Below are 17,649 nucleotides of genomic sequence, written 5' to 3' on the forward strand. Positions count from 1 at the left end.
GTGAGTGCGGTCTGAGCGCCACTCAGGGAACGACGTCCACCCAATCTGAACGCGACGAGCAGGCCGCCCTAGACGCCGCCGGTGGGTGCGCCGAGCAGCGTGTCGTCCAGGTTTCGGGGATGGCCGGGCAGTGACGCGAGTGCCGCCAGGATCTCCGCGTGCCGCATCTCGGCCTTGGCGCTGAGCGCCGCGTCGAGCGTCGCGAACCCGGCCCGCGTCTCGGAGCGGAGGACGTCGAGCTGGATCTCGATACATCGTGTCCTGGCGTCGTCCTTGGCGAGGGTGATGCGCTTCCGTCCGACGATCTCGCCGAGGACGGCCATGCCGATCAGCGCGAGGAAGGTCAGGGCCCAGAACAGTGCGGGGCTCATGGGGTCCTTTCGTGGGGCTGGTCAGCCCGGGTTCGTGGCGAGGACGTGGGCGATCCGACTGGCGGCGATGGACGGCGCGGAAGCGGGCGCGATCGTGTCGCCCCACGACCAGAGGTAGTGCCGCACGTCCCGCACGCTGACGTCTTCGCAGAAGCGCCCGCCGATCTCGGGATTGTTGACGTGCAGGAGGAGCCGCCCGTCCGGCCCGGTGCGAAGACTGCTCTTGACGCGAGGCGTGGCGGACGCGATCGCATCGCGCAGCAGCTCCAGGTCGGGGAGGTCGGCGTCGGGCTCGGCAACGCCGTCCAGTGCAGCAAGGTTCTTCTGCGCGTAGGACGAGACGACCGAGATGGTGCTGCTCAGCATCCCGTGCTGGCGCATGGCCTCTTCGTAGGCGGCCTGGACGATCTCGGCGGCGAGGCTCAGCGTCCCGCGCTCGACTCGTGTGCCCGTCATCGCCGCCCCCAACCGGACGTCCGGGCGGCGACCGCAGCGGCCACGGCGTGGACGTCCTGGACGCGGCCGAGCACGCTCCCGTCCGCAACCCACGTGAAGGCCCAGCCGGAAGCCCGGTCGAAGTCGCACCCGACCTCACCGCTCCGCGCGGGATCGGCGGCGTCGAAGACAAACAAAACCTGACATCCCGCCCGCAAAACGAGCGTCGATTTCACACCCGCCTGCGTCTCCTTGATCACCTGATGCAGCACCTCCAGAAAAGCCCGCCGCTGATTCGACGGCAACGGAAGATCCGTGGCCGCTGACGCCTGCTTGATCTTGTCGACGAACATTGCTCTCCGTCCCATGGACTCATGTGTTCGGTTCGTCGCTCCAGCGTGCTCGTGCCGGGTTACCTTGAGCCAGAGGTCTTTTTCGTCGGATGAAGTTCGACTAAAACGCGGAGGCGGCATGGGACGCCCGGGCAAGCCCATTGATCCGACCGAGTCGCTCACCTCGTGCTATGGGAAGAAAATCCGGACTTTGCGGGAAGGCCGCGGTTGGTCGCAAACCGAACTCGGCAAGCGCATCGGCGAGACCAAGGACGGCGTCTCAAAACTCGAACTCGGCAAGCAGGCCCCTTGGGACGGGACGGGCAAGCTCCTCGACCAGGCACTCGAGTCCGGTGACTACTTCGAGACCCACGCCCCGCTGGTCCGCAAGGAACACGCCGCGAAGGTTCCCGAGTCCGCACGGAGCCTCACGCAGAGCGAGGCAGAGGCATCCCACCTTCGGATCTACGAGCCGTGCCGGATCACCGGGCTGTTCCAGACCGAGCTCTACGCCAGAGCTTTCGTCCAAGCGAGTATTCGCGCCCAAGAGGTCGACGACATTTGGGAGGACAGGCGTCGTCGGCAGCAAATCCTTGAGTCTGGCGCTACGCCACGCATCTTGGCCGTTATGGACGAGACCGCCCTACGGCGCCCGGTCGGTGGGCCAGGCGTGCTCAAGGAGCAACTCGCTCATCTTGAGAAACTTGTCGAACACCCGCGTATCACGATCCAGATCGTCCCGGAAGTAACTGGTGCATATGCCGGGCTGACGGCGGGTTTCACTTTGGTCTCGTTCGGCGGTGCGGATGACGTCGCCTACGTCGAGGGGCCGATTGGGGGTGCGGGACAGTTTCTGCACGAGCGTGAGGTTGTCGGGGACCTTCGAGACGTGCATGATCTGATTAGGGCGGCGGCCTCATCGGCAGTGGAGTCCGCGCGCATGATCAGAGACATTCGGGAGTCGCTATGACCGGCCCATCCGTTGTGTGGCGCAAGTCCAGCTTCAGCGGTAGTGACTACGGACAGTGCGTTGAAGTTGCTGACCTGGGAAATATTGTTGGGATCAGAGACAGCAAGGCCCCTGGCTCGGGTCATCTGGCACTCGGTGCCGCAGGCTTCGCGTCGCTTGTAGAGCGGGTGAAGCAAACGAGGTGACGAGATGGTGCGCGCGATCAACTGGCGTAAGTCCAGCTACAGCGGCGGCGATCACGGGCAGTGTGTTGAGGTGGCCGACCTGGGAACTGTCGTTGGAATCAGGGACAGTAGGGCGCCGGACTCGGGTCATCTGACACTTGGAGCTGCGTGCTTCGGGTTGCTTGTGAAGCACGTGAAGCAGACGACGTAGCGAGGTGGTTCCTGTGATCAACTGGCGTAAGTCCAGCTACAGCGCCAACTCCGGGCAAGAGGACTGTGTTGAGCTCGCTCGCGTGAACGGTCGCATCGGTGTTCGTGACTCGAGGGACCCGGTGTCGGGCTACCTGTCCCTCCACGACATCGACTTCGCTGGGCTGGTTGCTCATGTGAAGACCGAGGGCGCAGGGAAGGGCGACCATGCTGCGGTGGCGTAAGTCCAGTTTTAGCGGCGACGACCACGGTCAGTGCGTGGAGGTCGCTGTCCTGGGAGCTTCCGTTGGCATCCGCGACAGCAAGGAGCCTGACGCGGGGCACCTTCCGCTGGACCTCGAAACCTTCGCGGCCCCGGTGAGCCACGTGAAACTTGTGGACATCCGGGGATCTGGCCGTGGTTGAGTGGCGTAAGTCCAGTCACAGTGCCAGCTCTGGCCAAGAGGACTGCGTCGAACTTGCTCGCATGACCGATGGCGTCGGTATCCGCGACTCACAGAATCCATCGGCTGGTCATCTGCGGATCGAGTTCACTGCCCTGGCTGGCCTTGCGATCCGTCTGAAGGACGAAGAAAGAGGCGAGGGATGACTGCGTCAAGGTGGCGGAAGTCCAGCTACAGCGGCACTGGCACTGCAGGTGGTCAGGACTGCGTGGAGGTCGCGCTGGTTTCTCGGATGGTTGGCCTGCGGGATTCCAAGGCCTCGGCGTCCGGCCACCTTTCGCTCGACAGCACGAGCTTCGCGGCGCTTGCAGAGCGCCTGAGGCGGGACGAGGCGACGGGCTGAGCTGTCGGCAATCCGTCCTGCGAGACCCGGCGCAGCAAGCCGGGGCTCATCTGTGTGAGGTGCCCGACCCCACGTCCTCGGTGGCGCTGGGCGTCCACCCGCGACCAACGCCACGCCGTGTCGTCCGAGACGGTCTGGACGCCCGCCTTTGGCGGCCTTATGCAGTCCCCTGCTCGGACTTCCCCTTCGGTGATCCCGAAGAAACCGTTGGCGAGCGGCCTGGGTTCTTCCACATGATGACGGTGTGATCGACAGACAGCATGCCGTCCGGTTGATCGAGGATCAGTTGCGTGCGGAAGAACGCCGGTTCGCCGAGCGAGGCGCTGTGGTGCCTCTCGGCATCAAGAAGATCATCGAGCACCGCCTCGGTTGGATCGGGCTCTGGCAATCCCAGGCGTACCTTGACAGCGGTGACGTGCGGTATGTGCTCATGGATACCGGTGCTTATCTCGTCGATCGCTACGACGGGAGCGTCCACCACATTCCCAGCGCCGATTACACCCATGACCTTTGGGAAGAGGACTACGAGCAGCGCATCAAGCCTCCGCAGAACATCGAACCAGACCCCTGGAGCGAGGTCCCCTTCGCGGCCGAGCTTCGCGAGACTCTCGACGGGGAAGGGCGGATCGCCGCCATCCGGTTTCTTCGACGCCGCGTCCGCGCCCTGAACATGGCTCAGGCCAACCAGTACGTCATCGCGATCGCGGTTGGTGAGCACCCACCGGCGCCCCTGCTCGATCTGGCTCGGCCCCCTGAGCCCTTCCCTCGGCCCTTCGGCATCACGACCCTCACGGGCCCGAACCCGGCATCCGCAGATGCGGCAGGGAGTGCGCGGGCGGCGGACTCTGTCGAAACCGCAAAGTAAGTCCGAACAAGCTCGCCTGCACGTCCGGACTCACTTTGCGGGTCGCTGCTCAGCCTGACGTGTTCTCAGGCCAGTCCTGGATCTGTTCCCGTGCAGTCCCGAGGCGCACCGTCGCTAGTTCCCCATCCCGCAATTCGGGGGGGATGGGGGCGGAGCCCCCAGCTTGGGGCTTGGAGCGAGGACCTTGTTGGACGGATGTGGGGTGACGGGGTGGTCAGGCGGGTCTGTACTCGCGATGAGGGGTGGCGAGTTTCCAGGCCGCCTCGAATGCGGTCTGGCAGAACTCGACCACGTCCGGGTCTCGGTGGAGCTGGATTTCCACGCGCTCGTCTGAACCCCCGAGCACGTTGAAGATGACCAGGTCTTCCAGGACGAAGCAGTCATTGCCGGGGAGCGGAAGCGTGGAGACGAGCCGACGGGGAAGCCAGCGCAGCTCTTCCCCGGCCTCGACCGCCGACCCGCTGATCTGCACAGCCATGCGCTGGTACTCCGAGAGCGGTTCGGAGACCACGCGCACCCTCCGAAGTCGCCTGCCTGCGGCGACCTCGGAGGCGACCTTGCCGCGCCACCCTTCAACCGTGCGGGCCATGACCTCTCGGTCTCCCCGCCTCCATGCGTCGAACAGCTCAGCGTCGAAGGCATAGCTGTCGCGAAGCTCAAGTTTCAGGAAAGGGCGACCGGCCCAGAGCAGAGCCGCCCGCTGTTCCGCCGAGATCAACTCCATTGCGCTCCCTGACGTACTTGCGGACGGACTCTTCGCGATCCCGGTTGGTCGGTCCTCGTCCACCTGGTCCCCGGGGGCCGGGGGGCGGAGCCCCCAGCTTGGGGGTTGGGGCGGGAGCCCCAAGGAGAGGGCCCGAGCGGAGCGAGGACCTTTGACTATGCCGCGCGCCGGGGCGCGGCGTGGACGGTTAGGACATCTTGCCGAGGCCGCGCATCAGGATCGTGGTGGTCTGGGCGAGGATGCGGTTGTCGACCGGCAGGCCCTTGGTGTTGCGGTGGGTGTAGACGGCGATGATCACCGGGGCCTGGCCCGGGGGGTAGGCGATCGCGATGTCGTCGGCGGCGGCGTAGAAGCTTTCCGCGGTGCCGGTCTTGTCGCCGACGGTCCAGTTCTTGGGGACGCCGGCGCGGATGCGCTCGTCACCGGTGATGGTGGCCTTCATCCACTTGATCAGCTGCTGCCTGTCCTCGGGGACCAGCGCGTTGCCGACCGTGAGCTTCTCCAGGTCGCGGGCCATGAACACGGGCATGATGGTGTCGCGCGTCTCGCCGGGGTGCCAGTCGTTGAGCTCGGTCTCGTACCTGTCCAGGCGCCCGACCGGGTCGCCCAGGGACCGGTAGAAGTGCGTCATGCCGGCAGGTCCGCCGACGACCTGCTTGAGCAGGACGTTCGCCGCCGTGTTGTCGCTGGTGGTGATGGTTGCTTCGCACAGCTTCGCCACGGTCAGGCCGTGCTTGAGGTTCTTCTTCTTCTCGGTGACGGGAGAGCTCTCGACGAGATCGTCCTTGGTCCAGTGGAGCGTACGCTTCAGCAGCCCCGGGTCGGTGGTGCGGGCCTTGTGGAGGACCGCGCCGCACAGGATCGCCTTGAACGTGGAGTTGCTGGGCACGCGCTCATGCGTCCGGTAGCCGACGGTCTTGCCAGTGCCGGTGTCGATCGCGTACGCGCCGATCCGTCCCTGGTAGGAGGTCTCCAGCTTGCTGAGCTCCTTCTGGACGTCGCCGGGCGCGAGCGTCTTTGTGACGGCGATGTCGTGCGCCACCTGCTCACCGGTCGCCGTCCTGGTCCCCGCGCCGCAGGCGGTTCCCGCGAACATCGTGGAGATCGCCAGTACGGAGATTCCGAGCTTCATCCGGACCTTCGGTTCACGGACACGTCGCATTTTCGGCCCCCTGCTCTCGTTGTCGATCTTCATCGAGCCATGAGCAGACCAGACGCCGTCACATCGTGTCCAATATTGATATGAGTCGTGTACCGATATTGATTTACATATCAGTGCAGGTGAGCAGGGCCCTACTCCTACGGGACCGTGGGAGAGATTCGGGGGCGACGGTACCTGCGCGTCCGCTATAGCCCCTCGTTTTCGGGGGTCTGGGGGCGGAGCCCCCAGCTTGGGGGTTGGGGCGGGAGCCCCAAGTAGGACTGCCCTCGCGGAGCGAGGACCTTTTCAAGGGGGGCGGTCAGGCGGGGTCTCGGCGGCCGTTCTTGTTGTCGAGGTCTCGCATGATGCGTTCCAGTTCGGAGCGGAGGAAGTCGCGGGTGGCGACTTCGGAGATGGCCATGCGGAGGCCCGCGATCTCCCGGGTGAGGTACTCGGTGTCGGCGATGTTGCGTTCGTTGCGGGAGCGGTCCTGCTCGTACTGGACGCGGTCCCGGTCGTCCTGGCGGTTCTGCGCGAGCAGGATCAGGGGGGCCGCGTAGGACGCCTGGAGGGACAGCACCAGGGTCAGGAAGATGAACGGGTACGGGTCGAAGCGCAAGGCCGATGGGGCCAGGACGTTCCAGACGATCCACACGACGATCACGGCCGTCATGTAGACGAGGAACCGGGCCGTCCCCATGAAGCGGGCGATGCGTTCGGAGAGCCTGCCGAACGACTCGGGGTCGTAGTGGACGCGGGGGATGACGGTGCGGCGGAGCTCGCGTGGCTGGTCCAGGCGTGACGTCATGCGATGCCCCCGGCGCGCAGGGCTTCCTCTTCGGGGTCGGCGGACTCCTCGGGACGGGCGGCGTCCATGACGGTCTCGCGCCAGTCCTCGGGCAGCAGATGGTCGAGGACGTCGTCGATGGTGACCGCGCCGAGCAGGTGGCCCGTCTCGTCCACCACGGCGCCCGCGACCAGGTTGTAGGTGGCCAGGAACGTCGCCACGGCCTCCAGCGACATGGTCGGGCGCAGCGGGTCCAGTTCCGCGTCCACGATGCCGCTGACCAGGGTCGGGGGAGGTTCTCGCAGCAGCCGCTGGAAGTGGACGGTGCCCAGGTAGCGGCCGGTCGGGGTGGTCGTCGGCGGACGGCACACGTACACCTGCGCGGCCAGGGCCGGGTTCAGGTCGGGGTTGCGGATCATGGCGAGGGCCTCGGCGACGGTCGCGTCCGGCGGGACGACGATGGGGTCGGTGGTCATCAGGCCGCCCGCCGAGTTGTCCGCGTACGTCAGGAGGCGGCGGACGGGCGCGGCCTCGTGCGGCTCCATCCGGGTCAGCAGGCGTTCGCGCTGGTCGGTGGGGAGTTCGCCGAGCAGGTCGGCGGCGTCGTCGGGGTCCATCGACTCCAGGACGTCGGCGGCGCGCTCCACCTCCAGCTTGCCGAGGATCTCGACCTGGTCGTCCTCGGGCAGTTCCTCCAGGACGTCCGCCAGCCGCTCGTCGTCGAGCGCGACGGCGACCTCGGTGCGGCGCTTCTCCGGCAGGTCGTGGACGAAGTTGGCGAGGTCGGCGGGCTTCATGTTCTCGAACGCGGCGATCAGCCCGGCCGCGCCCTGCCCGTGCTCGATCGTCGCGAAGCCCTCCACGGCGTCCCAGTCGACCACGGACGTCTCGCCGCGCCGCCGCAGGCCGCGGCTGGTCGAGCGGCGTATCGCGACCTTGGCCACCAGCCAGTCGCGGGTGCGGGTCGGCTCCATCGCGACGTCCACGACCGAGACGGGGTCGCCGGTCTCGCGCAGCCGGACGGTCCGGTCGAGCATCTCGGCGAGGACGAGGGTCTCGGACGCGCGCTGCTGGAACCGGCGCACGTTCAGCCGGCCGTCGAAGATGATCGCGTCCGCCTCGATCGTGGTGACCCGGGTGATGGGCAGGAACACGGTGCGGCGGGGGGCGACGTCGACGGTCAGGCCGAGGACGCGCGGAGAGCGCTCGTCCGGGCGCAGCGCGACCACCACGTCCCGCGCCCGGCCGATCTGGTCGCCGGCCGGGTCGAACACGGCGATGCCCGCCAGCCGCGCTATGAAGACCCTGCTCGGAGCTCCGCTCATGCCCGGAGCCTACCCATGATCGTCGTCGGCACCCGAGTCGCCTAACCAACGTTAACCACGCGTTTTCCCCCAGATGTCACACTGGGAGACGTCGGGTCGTCCACCAGGTGAAGGGTAAGGAGGACCGACATGGCACGTATCTCCCTCAATCCGCCCAGGACGCTCCGCTACCGCGCGGGCGCCTGGATCGCCCGCCGGATGTACGGCAAGGAACTCGACCCCGTGCGCGCGATGGGACACCACATGGGCGTCTCGACCGCGTACTCGCTGTTCGAGATCCAGGCAGGGCGCTGGAAGGCGCTCCCGCACAAGTACAAGGACCTCGCCGAGATGGCGGCCTCCGTGCGGATCGGGTGCTCCTGGTGCGTCGACTTCGGCACCTGGGCGGCCACGACGCACGGGATCCCGCTGGAGAAGCTGGAGGCCGTCCCGGCGTGGCGCGACTCCGACCTTTTCGACGAGAAGGAACGCCTGGTCATGGAGTACGCCGAGGCCATGTGCGCCGACCCGCCCGAGGTGACGGACGAGCTGACCGCGGACCTTCGGACGTTCCTGAGCGAGAGGCAGATCGTCGAGTTGACCATGATGGTGGCCGTGGAGAACATGCGCTCGCGCTTCAACGCCGCCGCCGGGCTCACCGGCCAGGGCTTCAAGGACCGCTGCGACGTCCCCGCCAGCCGTGGCTGACCGCGTCCCGCCGTCGCCGTCGACCGTGGCCGAGCCCGTCCTGTCGGCCTCGGAGGCGTGCGAGGCGCGGGGAGGGATCGCGGAGCGGTTCGAGGCGCATCGGGACCGGTTGTTCGGGGTCGCCTACCGGATGCTCGGGACGGTCACCGACGCCGAGGACGTCGTCCAGGACGCTTGGCTGCGCTGGTCGGCGGGCGATCGGGACACGGTCGCCGAGGACGAGGCGTACCTCGTGCGCGTCACGACGAACCTCGCGCTGGACCGGTTGCGGTCCGTCCGGGCCAAGCGGGAGCAGTACGTCGGGCCGTGGCTGCCGGAACCGGTGATCACCTCGCCGGACGTGGCGGAGCACGTCGAGGTGGCCGAGTCGGTGTCGACGGCGCTGCTGGTGGTCCTGGAGACGCTGACGCCGCTGGAACGCGCCGTGTTCGTGCTGCGCGAGGCGTTCGGGTTCCCCTACCCGGAGATCGCGACGGTGGTCGGACGGTCCGAGGCGGCCGTTCGGCAGCTCGGGACGCGCGCCCGCAAGCACGTGGAGGCGCGGCGGCCCCGCTTCGACGCGCGCGCGGACGAGCAGCGCGCCGCGGTCGAGCGGTTCCTGGAGGCGGCGGTCGGCGGCGACATCAACGAGCTGATGGCCGTCCTCGCGCCGGACGTCGCGCTCTGGACGGACGGCGGCGGCAAGGTGCGCGCCCCGCTGCGCGTCATCCACGGCCCGGAGAAGATCGCCCGGTTCACCCTCGCCGTCATGGGACGGCCCTGGCAGGACGTCCCGGTGGGCGACTGGAGCTTCAGCTGGGCCGAGATCAACGGCGCGCCCGGGCTGATCCTCGAGGGCGGCGGCCGCGTGCTCGGCACGATCGGCGTCACGACGAACGAGGACGGCCTGATCACGACCCTCCACATGGTCGGCAATCCCGACAAGCTTCACGCCGTCAGCGACGGGCGCACTCTCGGCGGATAGCGGGAGGAGGGGGAAGGGGGCGGGTCAGCGGTCGGCTCGGCGGCGGCGGGAGCCGATCAGGCGGGGCGGGGAGCCCGCGGTCGTCGCGGGGGTCGGCACCGGGCGGACGACGGCGTAGGAGTCGTCGTAGTCGCCCGGTTCCTCCTCGACCTCCTCGGTCGGGGTGAGCCGGACGATCCAGGAATCGGTGGCCCAGGCGTCGATCTGGCCCTCGTGCGAGCGCGCGTTGAGCCGTTCCTTCGCCATGACCGGAGTGATCTCGTCCCAGAGCTCGGTGCCCGGTTCGACGATCTCGACGGCCGCGGTGAAGGTGATGAGGCGTCCGCCCTTGTCCTTGCTGCGGACCATCACGGTGGCGCGTGTCGCGTCCGGCAGGCCGGGGAGGGGCTGTTCGCCCTCACCGCCCGTGAGCACGTAGGCCGACCCGTCATGCCAGACGTGCCAGGCCGCGCGCGGTTGCGGGAGTCCCGAGAGGACCAGCCACAACATGCCGGACTTCTTGAGAGCCTCCTCGATCAGGGCCGATCGCGTGTCACCCATGCCGCCAGCGTCTCACACGCCGCGCCTGGGTAGCATCCGCGCCATGCGATCGCGACGCACCACCCTGGCCGTTCCCGGCAGCAATCCCCGGTTCATCGAGAAGGCCCAGGGGCTCCCGGTGGACGAGATCTTCCTCGACCTCGAGGACGCCGTCGCGCCGTCGGCCAAGGCGGACGCGCGCAAGAACGTCGTCGCGGCGCTCAACGAGGGCGACTGGACGGGCAAGGTCCGCGTCGTTCGGATCAACGACCTCGACACTCCGTTCGCCTACCGGGACGTGATCGAGGTCGTCGAGGGCGCGGGCGCGAACCTCGACTGCCTGATGCTGCCGAAGGCCCAGGACGCCTCGCACGTGCAGTGGCTCGACCGGCTGCTCACCCAGATCGAGCGCGCCGTGGGCCTGCCTGTCGGACGGATCGGCATCGAGGCCCAGATCGAGGACGCGCGCGGGATGACCAACATCGACGCGATCGCCGCGTCCTCGCCCCGCCTGGAGACGCTGGTCTTCGGGCCGGGCGACTTCATGGCGTCGATCAACATGAAGACGCTGGTCGTGGGGGAGCAGCCGCCCGGATACACCGAGGGCGACGCCTACCACTACATCCTCATGCGCATCCTGCTCGCTGCGCGCGCGCACGATCTGCAGGCCATCGACGGGCCGTACTTCAACGTCCGGGACGTGGACGCGTTCCGCCGCGTGGCGCAGCGTTCGGCGGCGCTCGGCTTCGACGGCAAGTGGGTGCTGCACCCGTCCCAGGTGGACGCGGGGAACGAGGTGTTCTCCCCGTCCCAGGAGGACTACGACCACGCCGAGCTCATCCTGGACGCCTACGAGCACGCCACGTCCGTGGAGGGACGCGGCGCGGCCATGCTCGGCGACGAGATGATCGACGAGGCGTCCCGGAAGATGGCGCTGGTGATCGCCGCCAAGGGACGCGCCGCCGGACTTTCCCGGACGAAATCCTTCGAGTCGCCCGAAAGCTGAGCGGAGGGCCGTTCGGAAGGCGGTCCGAACCGTCCGGAAAGCTGAGCTCCAGCTGCGAACCTCCTGAAAGGTCGGCGCTCGTTCGGGCTGTCCGCCGGGACGCGACCGTACTATCGACCGGGGACCCTTTCTTGCCGCTGACCGGGGGAGACGCAGGTGTCGGAGCATCCAGGGCAGCCGGATCCGTCCGACTCGCCGCATCGGCCCGGCTCGGACGGCTGGGCCAGGCCGGAGGCTCAGCCGCCGCAGGACGCATGGCCGCAGGGCTCGCCCGCGCCGACGTCCCAGCCGCAAGCCCCGCAGGGCCAGTACCCTCCAGGGCCGCAGGCGCCCGCGCATCCGTACCCGTACGGCTACGGGTACGGCCCGCAGGGCCCGAGCCCGTACCCCTACGGCTACGGATACCCGCAGGTCAAGCAGTCCTGGACGGACGATCCGCCGCCCGGGAAGCCCTTCCACCAGCTCGCCCGGACGGAGCGGAACCGGTGGTGGCGTCCGCTGGTCGGGTCGCTGTTCGTGCTGGCCGGGGCGTTCGTCGCGATGTTCGTCCTGCTGGCCCCGATGGTGATCGTCTGGTCCGCGTCCGGGCACAGCCTGGACGACTCGGGCAAGAGCGGCACGATCTTCGGGAACACCAACGCCGACCTGGTCTTCAACCTGGCCGGGCTGGCGCTGCTGATCCCGGTCGCGGGCTTCGCGGCGTGGTGGATCCAGCGCCGCCGTCCGGGGACGCTGCTATCGGTGACGGGCCGGATCCGGTGGCGCTGGCTGCTGGTCTGCTGCGGCCTGTCACTGGCGTTCCTGGCCCTGTCGTTCGGGCTTTCGCTCGCCGTCGGGATGCTCGGCGGCGGCGATGACGGCGGGGACGGCGGCCACTGGGTCGGCTGGGGGAGGTTCCTGGTCCCGGCCGTGATCGTGCTCGTCCTGGTGCCGTTCCAGGCGTCCGCCGAGGAGGTCGTGTTCCGCGGCTGGCTGGTCCAGGCGGTCGGCGCGTACACGCTGGAAGGACGCACCGCACCCTTCGCGCGCGCCCTGAGCCGCGTGCTGCGGACGCCGTGGCCCGGCATCATCGTCGCGGGCGTGGCGTTCGCCCTCGGGCACGACTACACCGGCTGGGGCCCGGTCGACATCTTCCTGTTCGGCGCGATCCTCGGCTGGCTGGCCGTCCGGACGGGCGGCCTGGAGTCCGGCATGGCCGTGCACACCTTCAACAACCTGATGTCGTTCCTCTTCCCGGCCGCGCTCGGCACGCTCGACCTGGACCAGGGCAGCGTGGGCTTCCTGCCCGTCCTCGCGGACGTGACGGCCCTCGCGCTCTACGCCCTGGCCGTCGCCTGGCTGGCCCGCCGGATGGGCATCACGAACCGGACCCCGTCCCCGGAGGCCGACCGTCCCCAGGACTCCCAGGCGCCCCAGGAGCCTCGTCCGTCCCAGGAGCCTCAGTCGTCCCAGGCGTACCCGGTGTCCCAGGAGCCTCAGGACGCCCCGGAGTCCCAGCAGGGGGCGAGGGCAGCATCCCCCACTCGCGCAGAGCCTCCAGCAACCCCGGCGTGAGGGGCAGGGCGCCCAGCTCGGGGACGGACACCCAGCGGGCGTCGGCGGCGTCGTCGCCCGCGCGAAGGACGCCCCCGACGGCCGTGGCGGCGTAGTCGCGGATCACGAAGGTGACGCCGTCCGGGCCGGGGCGCTCGACAACGCCCGCGAGGGCGCCCACGGAGACGACCAGGCCCGTCTCCTCGAGCAGTTCGCGCGCCACGGCGGCGGCGTCGGATTCGCCGGGCTCGACGCGTCCGCCGGGGACGGACCACAATCCCTCGCCCGGCGGGTGCCCGCGCCGCACCATCAGCAGCCTGCCCTGGCCGTCCCGCACGATTCCACCCACGCAAAGAACACGCATAGACACATTTGACCAGGCCGACCTTGACGTTCGCGAGGACGGCGAACCACCGTGGGTATTTATGAAGGCCGATACGGCGTGCCCGCGCTGCGCCGGGAGACTGCGCGCGCCGAACGCCTGGTCGAGTGACTGGTGGTGTCCGACGCACGGCGCCGTCCTGCCGCGTCAGCCCGCGAAGCGGCCGAACCGGGACGGCATGACGGCGGTCGTCCGGGACGCGCGGGTGCCGGTGTGGCTGCCGTGGCCGCTGCCGAAGGGCTGGCTGGTCACCGGCTTCACCACCGTCGGGGACGACCGGACCGGGGCGCGTGCCGTCGCGGTGGCGCTCGCCGGGCCGGGACTCCTGCACGGGCCCGCCGACCTGCTCCTGGTCGCCGAGGAGCCGGGCGTGGGGCTCGGCGCGCACTTCGCAGGCCTGCCGGGCCCGGATCCGGGTCTCGGCTTCGACGCCGATCCGCCGCACGTGAAACTCGAGGCGGGCGGCGCGTCCGGGCATGGCGTGTCGATGTGGGCCGTGCCGTCCGGGGAGGACCGGGCCGCCTACGTGGGCGAGGCGAAGGGCCTGTGGCTGTGGACGGTTTTGTGGCCCGCCGAGGCCGGGGCGCTGATGCTGGAGCGTCCGCCGCTCCTGGACCTCCGCGAGCCCGGCATGGAGATCAACGTCCCGTTCGGCGCCCCGTCCCCGCTCCTGGACGGCTGACCGACGCCCTCCCCGACGGCTGACCGACACCGGCCCCCCAGACGGCTGGCCGACGTCCCTCGCCGGACGACTGGACCGGCGCCCTCCCGGGACGGCACGCAATAGCCTCGGGGCATGCGGATCGATCTGCACACCCACAGCAGCGTGTCCGATGGAACGCGTCCGCCCGCCGAGGTGATGAGCCGGGCGGCGGCCGCCGGGCTGGACGTGGTGGCGCTGACCGACCACGACACCACGCGGGGCTGGGACGAGGCGCGTGCCGCGCTCCCCGAAGGCCTGACCTTCGTCCCCGGCATGGAGTTGTCCTGCGAGCTGGACGGCCGCAGCCTGCACATGCTCGCCTACCTCTTCGACCCGGACGACCCGGAACTGAGCGCCGAGCTCGTGCGCATCCAGGAGGCCCGGGATACGCGCGGGCGCGAGATGGTGGAGCGGCTGCGCGAGCTCGGCTCGTCCGTGACGATGGAGCAGGTCGAGCGGATCGCGGACGGCGCGCGGATCGGCCGTCCGCACATCGCGCGTGCGATGGTCGAGGCGGGAACGGTGGAGAACCCCGAAGACGCGTTCACCGATGAGTGGATCGGCGGGGACGGCCGCGCCTACGTGTCCCGCTACGGGCTCGACCCGGTGCGGGCCATTCGGCTGGTGCGGGACGCGGGCGGTGTGTCGGTCCTCGCGCACCCGCGCGTCCGGCGGGGCGGTGAGGTCTTCGACGACGCGGTGATCCGGAGGCTGGCCGAGGCCGGCCTTTCCGGCGTGGAGATCGACCATCCCGGCCACGAACCGGACGACCGGGACGCCCTGCGCGTCCTCGCCGCGGAACTCGGCCTGGTCGGGACGGGCGCCAGCGACGATCACGGCGAGCTGAGCGGCGACCGGATCGGCTGCGAGACGACCGATCCGGAGGCGTTCCGGCGGCTCGTCGCCCGCGCGGGCGGGGCGCGGTAGGGTGCGGGGCGTGGACGCGCGCATCGAACAGGTGGTGACGTCGGGTCAGGTGACCCTGGACGACACCGAGTACGAGGTCGAGACCAACACCTACATCGTCGGCGACGACGACGAGGTCATCGTGATCGACCCGGCGAACGACGCCGAGGCCATCCTCAAGGAGGTCGGCGACCGCGAGGTCATGGCCGTCCTGCTGACCGACGGCAACGAGCACCGCCTCAGCGTGGTCCTCGAGGTCGCCGCGGCCGGCGAGGAGGACGAGGAGAACTGGGCCCCGATCGCCCTGCACCGCGCCGACCGGCTGCTCTGGCGCGACTACTTCGGCCGCCTCGCCCGCGAGGAGGAGGACGAGGAGGACGCCAAGGCCATGCGCTCGCTGGAGCCCGACATCTGGCTCGAGGACGGCGGCGTCTTCGAGATCGCCGAGGCCCAGCTGGAGATCATGCACACCCCCGGGCACACCCCGGGCAGCGTGAGTGTGATCTGCGAGCAGCTCGGCGTGCTCTTCTCCGGCGACACCCTGCACCGCGGCCGGCCGGGCTCGATCGGCGGCGCCTACGACGACCTGCGCAAGCAGCTGAACTCGATCGGCGCCCTGCTCACCCCGCTGCCGAAGGAGCTGCGGGTGCTGCCGGGCCAGGGCGACGAGACCACCGTCGGCGACGAGGACGCCCGCTGGGAGAGCTGGGGCGCGCTCGCCACCGAGGGCGACGACGAGTAGTCCTCCGGCCTTGGCGCAGGAGCAACTCGGCTTCGAGGGCATGCCGCGACGGCTGTACACGTGTACGCCGTCGCGGCTGAACGCCTGGCTGGACTGCCCCCGCCGGTACCGGATGACCTACCTGGACCGTCCGGCCCCGCCGAAGGGCCCGCCGTGGGCGCACAACAGCGTGGGCGCGAGCGTCCACAACGCCCTGGCGAACTGGTGGAAGCTCCCGCTGGAGGAGCGCACCCCCGAGGCCGTCGGCACGCTGCTGCTGCGCGGCTGGCTCACCGACGGGTTCCGGGACGGCGAGCAGTCCGCGCGCTGGCGCGTCCGGGCGCGGACGATGGTCGAGCGGTACGTCGCCCGGATCGACCCGGCGGACGAGCCGGTCGGCGTCGAGCGGACGGTCGCGACCCGCACGTCCCGGATCGCCGTGTCCGGACGCATCGACCGCCTCGACGAGCGCGGCGGCGAACTGGTCGTCGTCGACTACAAGACCGGGCGGCACGTCCTGACCCCCGACGACGCGCGCGGCTCCCTGGCCCTGGCGATCTACGCGGTCGCCGCGTCCCGGGTGCTGCACAAGCCGTGCCACCGGGTCGAGCTGCACCACCTGCCGTCCGACGGGGTCGCGGTGTGGGAGCACACCGAGGAGTCCCTCGGCCGGCACATCACGCGCGCCGAGCAGATCGCGGACGAGGCGTCCGCCGCCGACGAGGCCTACAAGGCGTCCCGGGTGCCGCGTCCGCGCACCGGCGAGGCCCCGCCCGTCGATCATGAGCCGTGGGACGAGCTGTTCCCGCCGCGTCCCGGCAACCTGTGCTCGTACTGCGACTTCGCCCGCCACTGCCCCGAGGGGCTGCGGGCCGCGCCGCGCAAGGACCCCTGGGCGTCCCTCGACGCCACCGAGGCCGCCGAAGCCGCCTCCCAGCCCGAGTCCTAGACCCCTGGTAGCGGGGTGCTCCCCTGTGCCCCGCCGTTCCCGAGGGCTGACCGCACGCCTTGCGGGCCGAACAGGATGAGAAGCTCGACCGCGCCGCCGTCCGCGCCGCCGTCCGCGCTGCCCGGCCGGGCGTCAGGTGTTGGCCGGGGTCCGTTCGGGCCAGCGGCGGGGGTCGCGGAGGCCGTAGAGGCCGTGGCGCGTGTCGTAGCCCTCGGCCCCCAGACGCCGCCGTGCGCGCTCCAGCATGTCGCGGGTGGGCTTGGCGAAGGCGAAGTCGTGCAGACGCTCAGGAACGGTGCTCAGGGCCGTACGGAAGGAACGCAGGGCGGCCGTGACGGCGGGCTGCGGCACTTCGGGCAGAACGCCGTACATCTGGCGGGCCCAGACCGGCAGCGAGTAGTAGCAGAGCGCGCCGAACGGGAAGTAGCCCGGCTTGCCCGGCGACAGGAAGCGCAGGTTCTCCGGCAGGGTCGGCCACAGCAGGAACCGGACGGTCGCGGCGGCCTCCTCGGTCACGCGGAGCTGCGGCCGCATGTCGTTGAGGTACTCGTCCAGCTCCCGGACGCTGCCGGGGACGTCCTCGGCGTGCAGGCCGACGAACGTGGCCGTCTGGCGCTGTTCGTCCAGGTAGCGGTCGGCCATGGCGTCCGTGAGGGGCAGGCCGGAGCGGCGCGCGACGTCCAGGTAGGAGGAGACCTCGGCGCAGTGGACCCAGAGCAGCAGCTCGGGCTGGTCGAGGCGCTCCCTCCTCCCGGTGTCGTGGTTGAGGATGCGCAGGCTGCGGTGGATGCCGCGGACGCGCGCCGCCAGCTCCTCGATCTCGGTCCGGCTGCCGAACGTCGCCATCCCGACGAAGTCGGCGGTGCGCTGGAGCCGCCCGAACGGGTCCTCCTGGAAGGTGGAGTTCTGCCAGACGCCCCACATGGCGACGGGGTGCAGGGCCTGCAGCATGAGCCCGCGGACGCCGCCGACCCACATGGACCGGTCGATGTGCACGCGCCAGGTGACGCTTTCGGGGGGAACGACCGTTGCCGCCATCACGCACCTCCGGTGAGACAAACTCAAGTAAGTGTGTCATTACAGAATCGAGTTCGGCCAGCGGGGGTGCGTGCAGCGGACCGCGCCCGGCGAAGCGCCTGCTCAGCCCGGACGCTCAGGCGCGGTCGGCG

The 17,649-nt window shown here is 69.8% G+C and carries 25 protein-coding genes and 1 pseudogene; 16 read left to right on the plus strand and 10 right to left on the minus strand.

Annotation, left to right across the window (positions count from 1 at the left end):
- Nucleotides 1-68 precede the first annotated feature (68 nt).
- From AB0L06_RS01100 to AB0L06_RS01110, 3 genes are read right to left on the minus strand one after another with little or no spacing between them, the layout of a single operon-like run.
- Entirely contained in the window at nt 69-371 is a 303-nt protein-coding gene (locus AB0L06_RS01100; RefSeq protein WP_500228855.1) for a hypothetical protein, read from the minus strand.
- 21 nt (nt 372-392) lie between these two features.
- Nucleotides 393-827, minus strand: coding sequence for a hypothetical protein (locus AB0L06_RS01105; protein ID WP_500228856.1), 435 nt, complete (start codon nt 825-827; stop codon nt 393-395).
- The gene (locus tag AB0L06_RS01110) at nt 824-1,159 is read right to left on the minus strand and encodes a hypothetical protein (RefSeq protein WP_500228857.1); all 336 of its coding nucleotides are present in this window, start codon (nt 1,157-1,159) and stop codon (nt 824-826) included. Before AB0L06_RS01110 ends, AB0L06_RS01105 begins: the two co-directional genes overlap by 4 nt.
- A 118-nt stretch (nt 1,160-1,277) precedes the next feature.
- On the opposite strand from AB0L06_RS01110, the gene AB0L06_RS01115 reads away from it, so the two are divergent.
- From AB0L06_RS01115 to AB0L06_RS01150, 8 genes are all read left to right on the plus strand, one after another.
- Nucleotides 1,278-2,108 (plus strand): helix-turn-helix domain-containing protein, encoded by an 831-nt coding sequence (locus AB0L06_RS01115; protein WP_500228858.1) that lies wholly within the window; start codon nt 1,278-1,280, stop codon nt 2,106-2,108.
- Nucleotides 2,105-2,293: a DUF397 domain-containing protein gene (locus tag AB0L06_RS01120; RefSeq protein WP_500228859.1), complete on the plus strand. Its 189-nt coding sequence runs from the start codon at nt 2,105-2,107 to the stop codon at nt 2,291-2,293. Before AB0L06_RS01115 ends, AB0L06_RS01120 begins: the two co-directional genes overlap by 4 nt.
- Nucleotides 2,294-2,297: 4 nt before the next feature.
- Nucleotides 2,298-2,483 carry a DUF397 domain-containing protein gene (locus AB0L06_RS01125; RefSeq protein WP_500228860.1) on the plus strand — a complete coding sequence of 62 codons (186 nt, stop codon included), beginning with the start codon at nt 2,298-2,300 and terminating at the stop codon, nt 2,481-2,483.
- Between the two features lie 13 nt (nt 2,484-2,496).
- The gene (locus AB0L06_RS01130) at nt 2,497-2,706 is read left to right on the plus strand and encodes a DUF397 domain-containing protein (protein WP_500228861.1); all 210 of its coding nucleotides are present in this window, start codon (nt 2,497-2,499) and stop codon (nt 2,704-2,706) included.
- Entirely contained in the window at nt 2,690-2,887 is a 198-nt protein-coding gene (locus AB0L06_RS01135; RefSeq protein ID WP_500228862.1) for a DUF397 domain-containing protein, read from the plus strand. The genes AB0L06_RS01130 and AB0L06_RS01135 overlap by 17 nt, the downstream gene beginning before the upstream one ends.
- Nucleotides 2,880-3,071, plus strand: coding sequence for a DUF397 domain-containing protein (locus AB0L06_RS01140; protein WP_500228863.1), 192 nt, complete (start codon nt 2,880-2,882; stop codon nt 3,069-3,071). Before AB0L06_RS01135 ends, AB0L06_RS01140 begins: the two co-directional genes overlap by 8 nt.
- Nucleotides 3,068-3,268, plus strand: a complete 201-nt coding sequence (locus AB0L06_RS01145; protein ID WP_500228864.1) for a DUF397 domain-containing protein — start codon at nt 3,068-3,070, stop codon at nt 3,266-3,268. Before AB0L06_RS01140 ends, AB0L06_RS01145 begins: the two co-directional genes overlap by 4 nt.
- A gap of 244 nt (nt 3,269-3,512) precedes the next feature.
- Nucleotides 3,513-4,133: a YrhB domain-containing protein gene (locus tag AB0L06_RS01150; protein ID WP_500228865.1), complete on the plus strand. Its 621-nt coding sequence runs from the start codon at nt 3,513-3,515 to the stop codon at nt 4,131-4,133.
- A gap of 214 nt (nt 4,134-4,347) precedes the next feature.
- Here AB0L06_RS01150 and AB0L06_RS01155 read toward each other — a convergent pair whose 3' ends face one another.
- From AB0L06_RS01155 to AB0L06_RS01170, 4 genes are all read right to left on the minus strand, one after another.
- On the minus strand, nt 4,348-4,857 hold the full coding sequence (locus AB0L06_RS01155) for a DUF6879 family protein (protein WP_500228866.1): 510 nt from the start codon (nt 4,855-4,857) through the stop codon (nt 4,348-4,350).
- 187 nt (nt 4,858-5,044) lie between these two features.
- Nucleotides 5,045-6,019, minus strand: coding sequence for a class A beta-lactamase (gene bla, locus AB0L06_RS01160; protein ID WP_500228867.1), 975 nt, complete (start codon nt 6,017-6,019; stop codon nt 5,045-5,047).
- Between the two features lie 298 nt (nt 6,020-6,317).
- Nucleotides 6,318-6,806: a DUF1003 domain-containing protein gene (locus AB0L06_RS01165; protein WP_500228868.1), complete on the minus strand. Its 489-nt coding sequence runs from the start codon at nt 6,804-6,806 to the stop codon at nt 6,318-6,320.
- Entirely contained in the window at nt 6,803-8,110 is a 1,308-nt protein-coding gene (locus tag AB0L06_RS01170) for a magnesium transporter MgtE N-terminal domain-containing protein (protein ID WP_500228869.1), read from the minus strand. The genes AB0L06_RS01165 and AB0L06_RS01170 overlap by 4 nt, the downstream gene beginning before the upstream one ends.
- A 129-nt stretch (nt 8,111-8,239) precedes the next feature.
- Here AB0L06_RS01170 and AB0L06_RS01175 point away from each other — a divergent pair, with 129 nt between their 5' ends.
- Together AB0L06_RS01175 and AB0L06_RS01180 are read left to right on the plus strand one after the other, a co-directional pair.
- On the plus strand, nt 8,240-8,797 hold the full coding sequence (locus tag AB0L06_RS01175; RefSeq protein WP_500228870.1) for a carboxymuconolactone decarboxylase family protein: 558 nt from the start codon (nt 8,240-8,242) through the stop codon (nt 8,795-8,797).
- Nucleotides 8,790-9,761 (plus strand): RNA polymerase sigma-70 factor, encoded by a 972-nt coding sequence (locus AB0L06_RS01180; protein ID WP_500228871.1) that lies wholly within the window; start codon nt 8,790-8,792, stop codon nt 9,759-9,761. Before AB0L06_RS01175 ends, AB0L06_RS01180 begins: the two co-directional genes overlap by 8 nt.
- Before the next feature lie 24 nt (nt 9,762-9,785).
- Here the strand turns inward: AB0L06_RS01180 and AB0L06_RS01185 are convergent, their stop codons facing one another.
- Nucleotides 9,786-10,301 (minus strand): hypothetical protein, encoded by a 516-nt coding sequence (locus AB0L06_RS01185; protein WP_500228872.1) that lies wholly within the window; start codon nt 10,299-10,301, stop codon nt 9,786-9,788.
- 43 nt (nt 10,302-10,344) lie between these two features.
- On the opposite strand from AB0L06_RS01185, the gene AB0L06_RS01190 reads away from it, so the two are divergent.
- Nucleotides 10,345-11,286, plus strand: a complete 942-nt coding sequence (locus AB0L06_RS01190; RefSeq protein ID WP_500228873.1) for an HpcH/HpaI aldolase/citrate lyase family protein — start codon at nt 10,345-10,347, stop codon at nt 11,284-11,286.
- Nucleotides 11,287-11,442: 156 nt separating this feature from the next.
- Nucleotides 11,443-12,840: a CPBP family glutamic-type intramembrane protease gene (locus AB0L06_RS01195; protein ID WP_500228874.1), complete on the plus strand. Its 1,398-nt coding sequence runs from the start codon at nt 11,443-11,445 to the stop codon at nt 12,838-12,840.
- 46 nt (nt 12,841-12,886) lie between these two features.
- On the opposite strand, the pseudogene AB0L06_RS01200 reads toward AB0L06_RS01195, so the two are convergent.
- Nucleotides 12,887-13,183: pseudogene (locus AB0L06_RS01200) on the minus strand (NUDIX domain-containing protein); the annotation flags it as partial.
- Between the two features lie 61 nt (nt 13,184-13,244).
- Between AB0L06_RS01200 and AB0L06_RS01205 the strand changes: the two are divergent.
- From AB0L06_RS01205 to AB0L06_RS01220, 4 genes are all read left to right on the plus strand, one after another.
- Nucleotides 13,245-13,883 (plus strand): DUF6758 family protein, encoded by a 639-nt coding sequence (locus AB0L06_RS01205; RefSeq protein ID WP_500228875.1) that lies wholly within the window; start codon nt 13,245-13,247, stop codon nt 13,881-13,883.
- 114 nt (nt 13,884-13,997) lie between these two features.
- Nucleotides 13,998-14,831 (plus strand): PHP domain-containing protein, encoded by an 834-nt coding sequence (locus tag AB0L06_RS01210; RefSeq protein WP_500228876.1) that lies wholly within the window; start codon nt 13,998-14,000, stop codon nt 14,829-14,831.
- Between the two features lie 10 nt (nt 14,832-14,841).
- Nucleotides 14,842-15,552 (plus strand): MBL fold metallo-hydrolase, encoded by a 711-nt coding sequence (locus tag AB0L06_RS01215; RefSeq protein ID WP_500228877.1) that lies wholly within the window; start codon nt 14,842-14,844, stop codon nt 15,550-15,552.
- A 10-nt stretch (nt 15,553-15,562) separates the two neighbouring features.
- Nucleotides 15,563-16,480 (plus strand): RecB family exonuclease, encoded by a 918-nt coding sequence (locus AB0L06_RS01220; protein ID WP_500228878.1) that lies wholly within the window; start codon nt 15,563-15,565, stop codon nt 16,478-16,480.
- A 132-nt stretch (nt 16,481-16,612) separates the two neighbouring features.
- Here AB0L06_RS01220 and AB0L06_RS01225 read toward each other — a convergent pair whose 3' ends face one another.
- A complete protein-coding gene (locus tag AB0L06_RS01225) occupies nt 16,613-17,518 on the minus strand; it encodes an oxygenase MpaB family protein (RefSeq protein WP_500228879.1) in 906 nt (301 codons plus the stop codon).
- Between the last annotated feature and the right edge of the window lie 131 nt (nt 17,519-17,649).

Origin of the sequence: Spirillospora sp. NPDC052269, assembly GCF_040679435.1 — a bacterium.
Taxonomy (GTDB): domain Bacteria; phylum Actinomycetota; class Actinomycetes; order Streptosporangiales; family Streptosporangiaceae; genus Spirillospora.

Excerpts from the sequence above, each read along its gene's own strand:
- AB0L06_RS01155 (WP_500228866.1), bottom strand. The coding sequence starts at position 4,857 with ATGGAGTTGATCTCGGCGGAACAGCGGGCGGCTCTGCTCTGGGCCGGT.
- bla (WP_500228867.1), bottom strand. The coding sequence starts at position 6,019 with ATGCGACGTGTCCGTGAACCGAAGGTCCGGATGAAGCTCGGAATCTCC.
- AB0L06_RS01225 (WP_500228879.1), bottom strand. The coding sequence starts at position 17,518 with ATGGCGGCAACGGTCGTTCCCCCCGAAAGCGTCACCTGGCGCGTGCAC.
- AB0L06_RS01185 (WP_500228872.1), bottom strand. The coding sequence starts at position 10,301 with ATGGGTGACACGCGATCGGCCCTGATCGAGGAGGCTCTCAAGAAGTCC.
- AB0L06_RS01175 (WP_500228870.1), top strand. The coding sequence starts at position 8,240 with ATGGCACGTATCTCCCTCAATCCGCCCAGGACGCTCCGCTACCGCGCG.
- AB0L06_RS01125 (WP_500228860.1), top strand. The coding sequence starts at position 2,298 with ATGGTGCGCGCGATCAACTGGCGTAAGTCCAGCTACAGCGGCGGCGAT.
- AB0L06_RS01145 (WP_500228864.1), top strand. The coding sequence starts at position 3,068 with ATGACTGCGTCAAGGTGGCGGAAGTCCAGCTACAGCGGCACTGGCACT.
- AB0L06_RS01190 (WP_500228873.1), top strand. The coding sequence starts at position 10,345 with ATGCGATCGCGACGCACCACCCTGGCCGTTCCCGGCAGCAATCCCCGG.
- AB0L06_RS01110 (WP_500228857.1), bottom strand. The coding sequence starts at position 1,159 with ATGTTCGTCGACAAGATCAAGCAGGCGTCAGCGGCCACGGATCTTCCG.
- AB0L06_RS01115 (WP_500228858.1), top strand. The coding sequence starts at position 1,278 with ATGGGACGCCCGGGCAAGCCCATTGATCCGACCGAGTCGCTCACCTCG.
- AB0L06_RS01105 (WP_500228856.1), bottom strand. The coding sequence starts at position 827 with ATGACGGGCACACGAGTCGAGCGCGGGACGCTGAGCCTCGCCGCCGAG.
- AB0L06_RS01165 (WP_500228868.1), bottom strand. The coding sequence starts at position 6,806 with ATGACGTCACGCCTGGACCAGCCACGCGAGCTCCGCCGCACCGTCATC.
- AB0L06_RS01210 (WP_500228876.1), top strand. The coding sequence starts at position 13,998 with ATGCGGATCGATCTGCACACCCACAGCAGCGTGTCCGATGGAACGCGT.
- AB0L06_RS01205 (WP_500228875.1), top strand. The coding sequence starts at position 13,245 with ATGAAGGCCGATACGGCGTGCCCGCGCTGCGCCGGGAGACTGCGCGCG.
- AB0L06_RS01170 (WP_500228869.1), bottom strand. The coding sequence starts at position 8,110 with ATGAGCGGAGCTCCGAGCAGGGTCTTCATAGCGCGGCTGGCGGGCATC.
- AB0L06_RS01135 (WP_500228862.1), top strand. The coding sequence starts at position 2,690 with ATGCTGCGGTGGCGTAAGTCCAGTTTTAGCGGCGACGACCACGGTCAG.
- AB0L06_RS01120 (WP_500228859.1), top strand. The coding sequence starts at position 2,105 with ATGACCGGCCCATCCGTTGTGTGGCGCAAGTCCAGCTTCAGCGGTAGT.
- AB0L06_RS01100 (WP_500228855.1), bottom strand. The coding sequence starts at position 371 with ATGAGCCCCGCACTGTTCTGGGCCCTGACCTTCCTCGCGCTGATCGGC.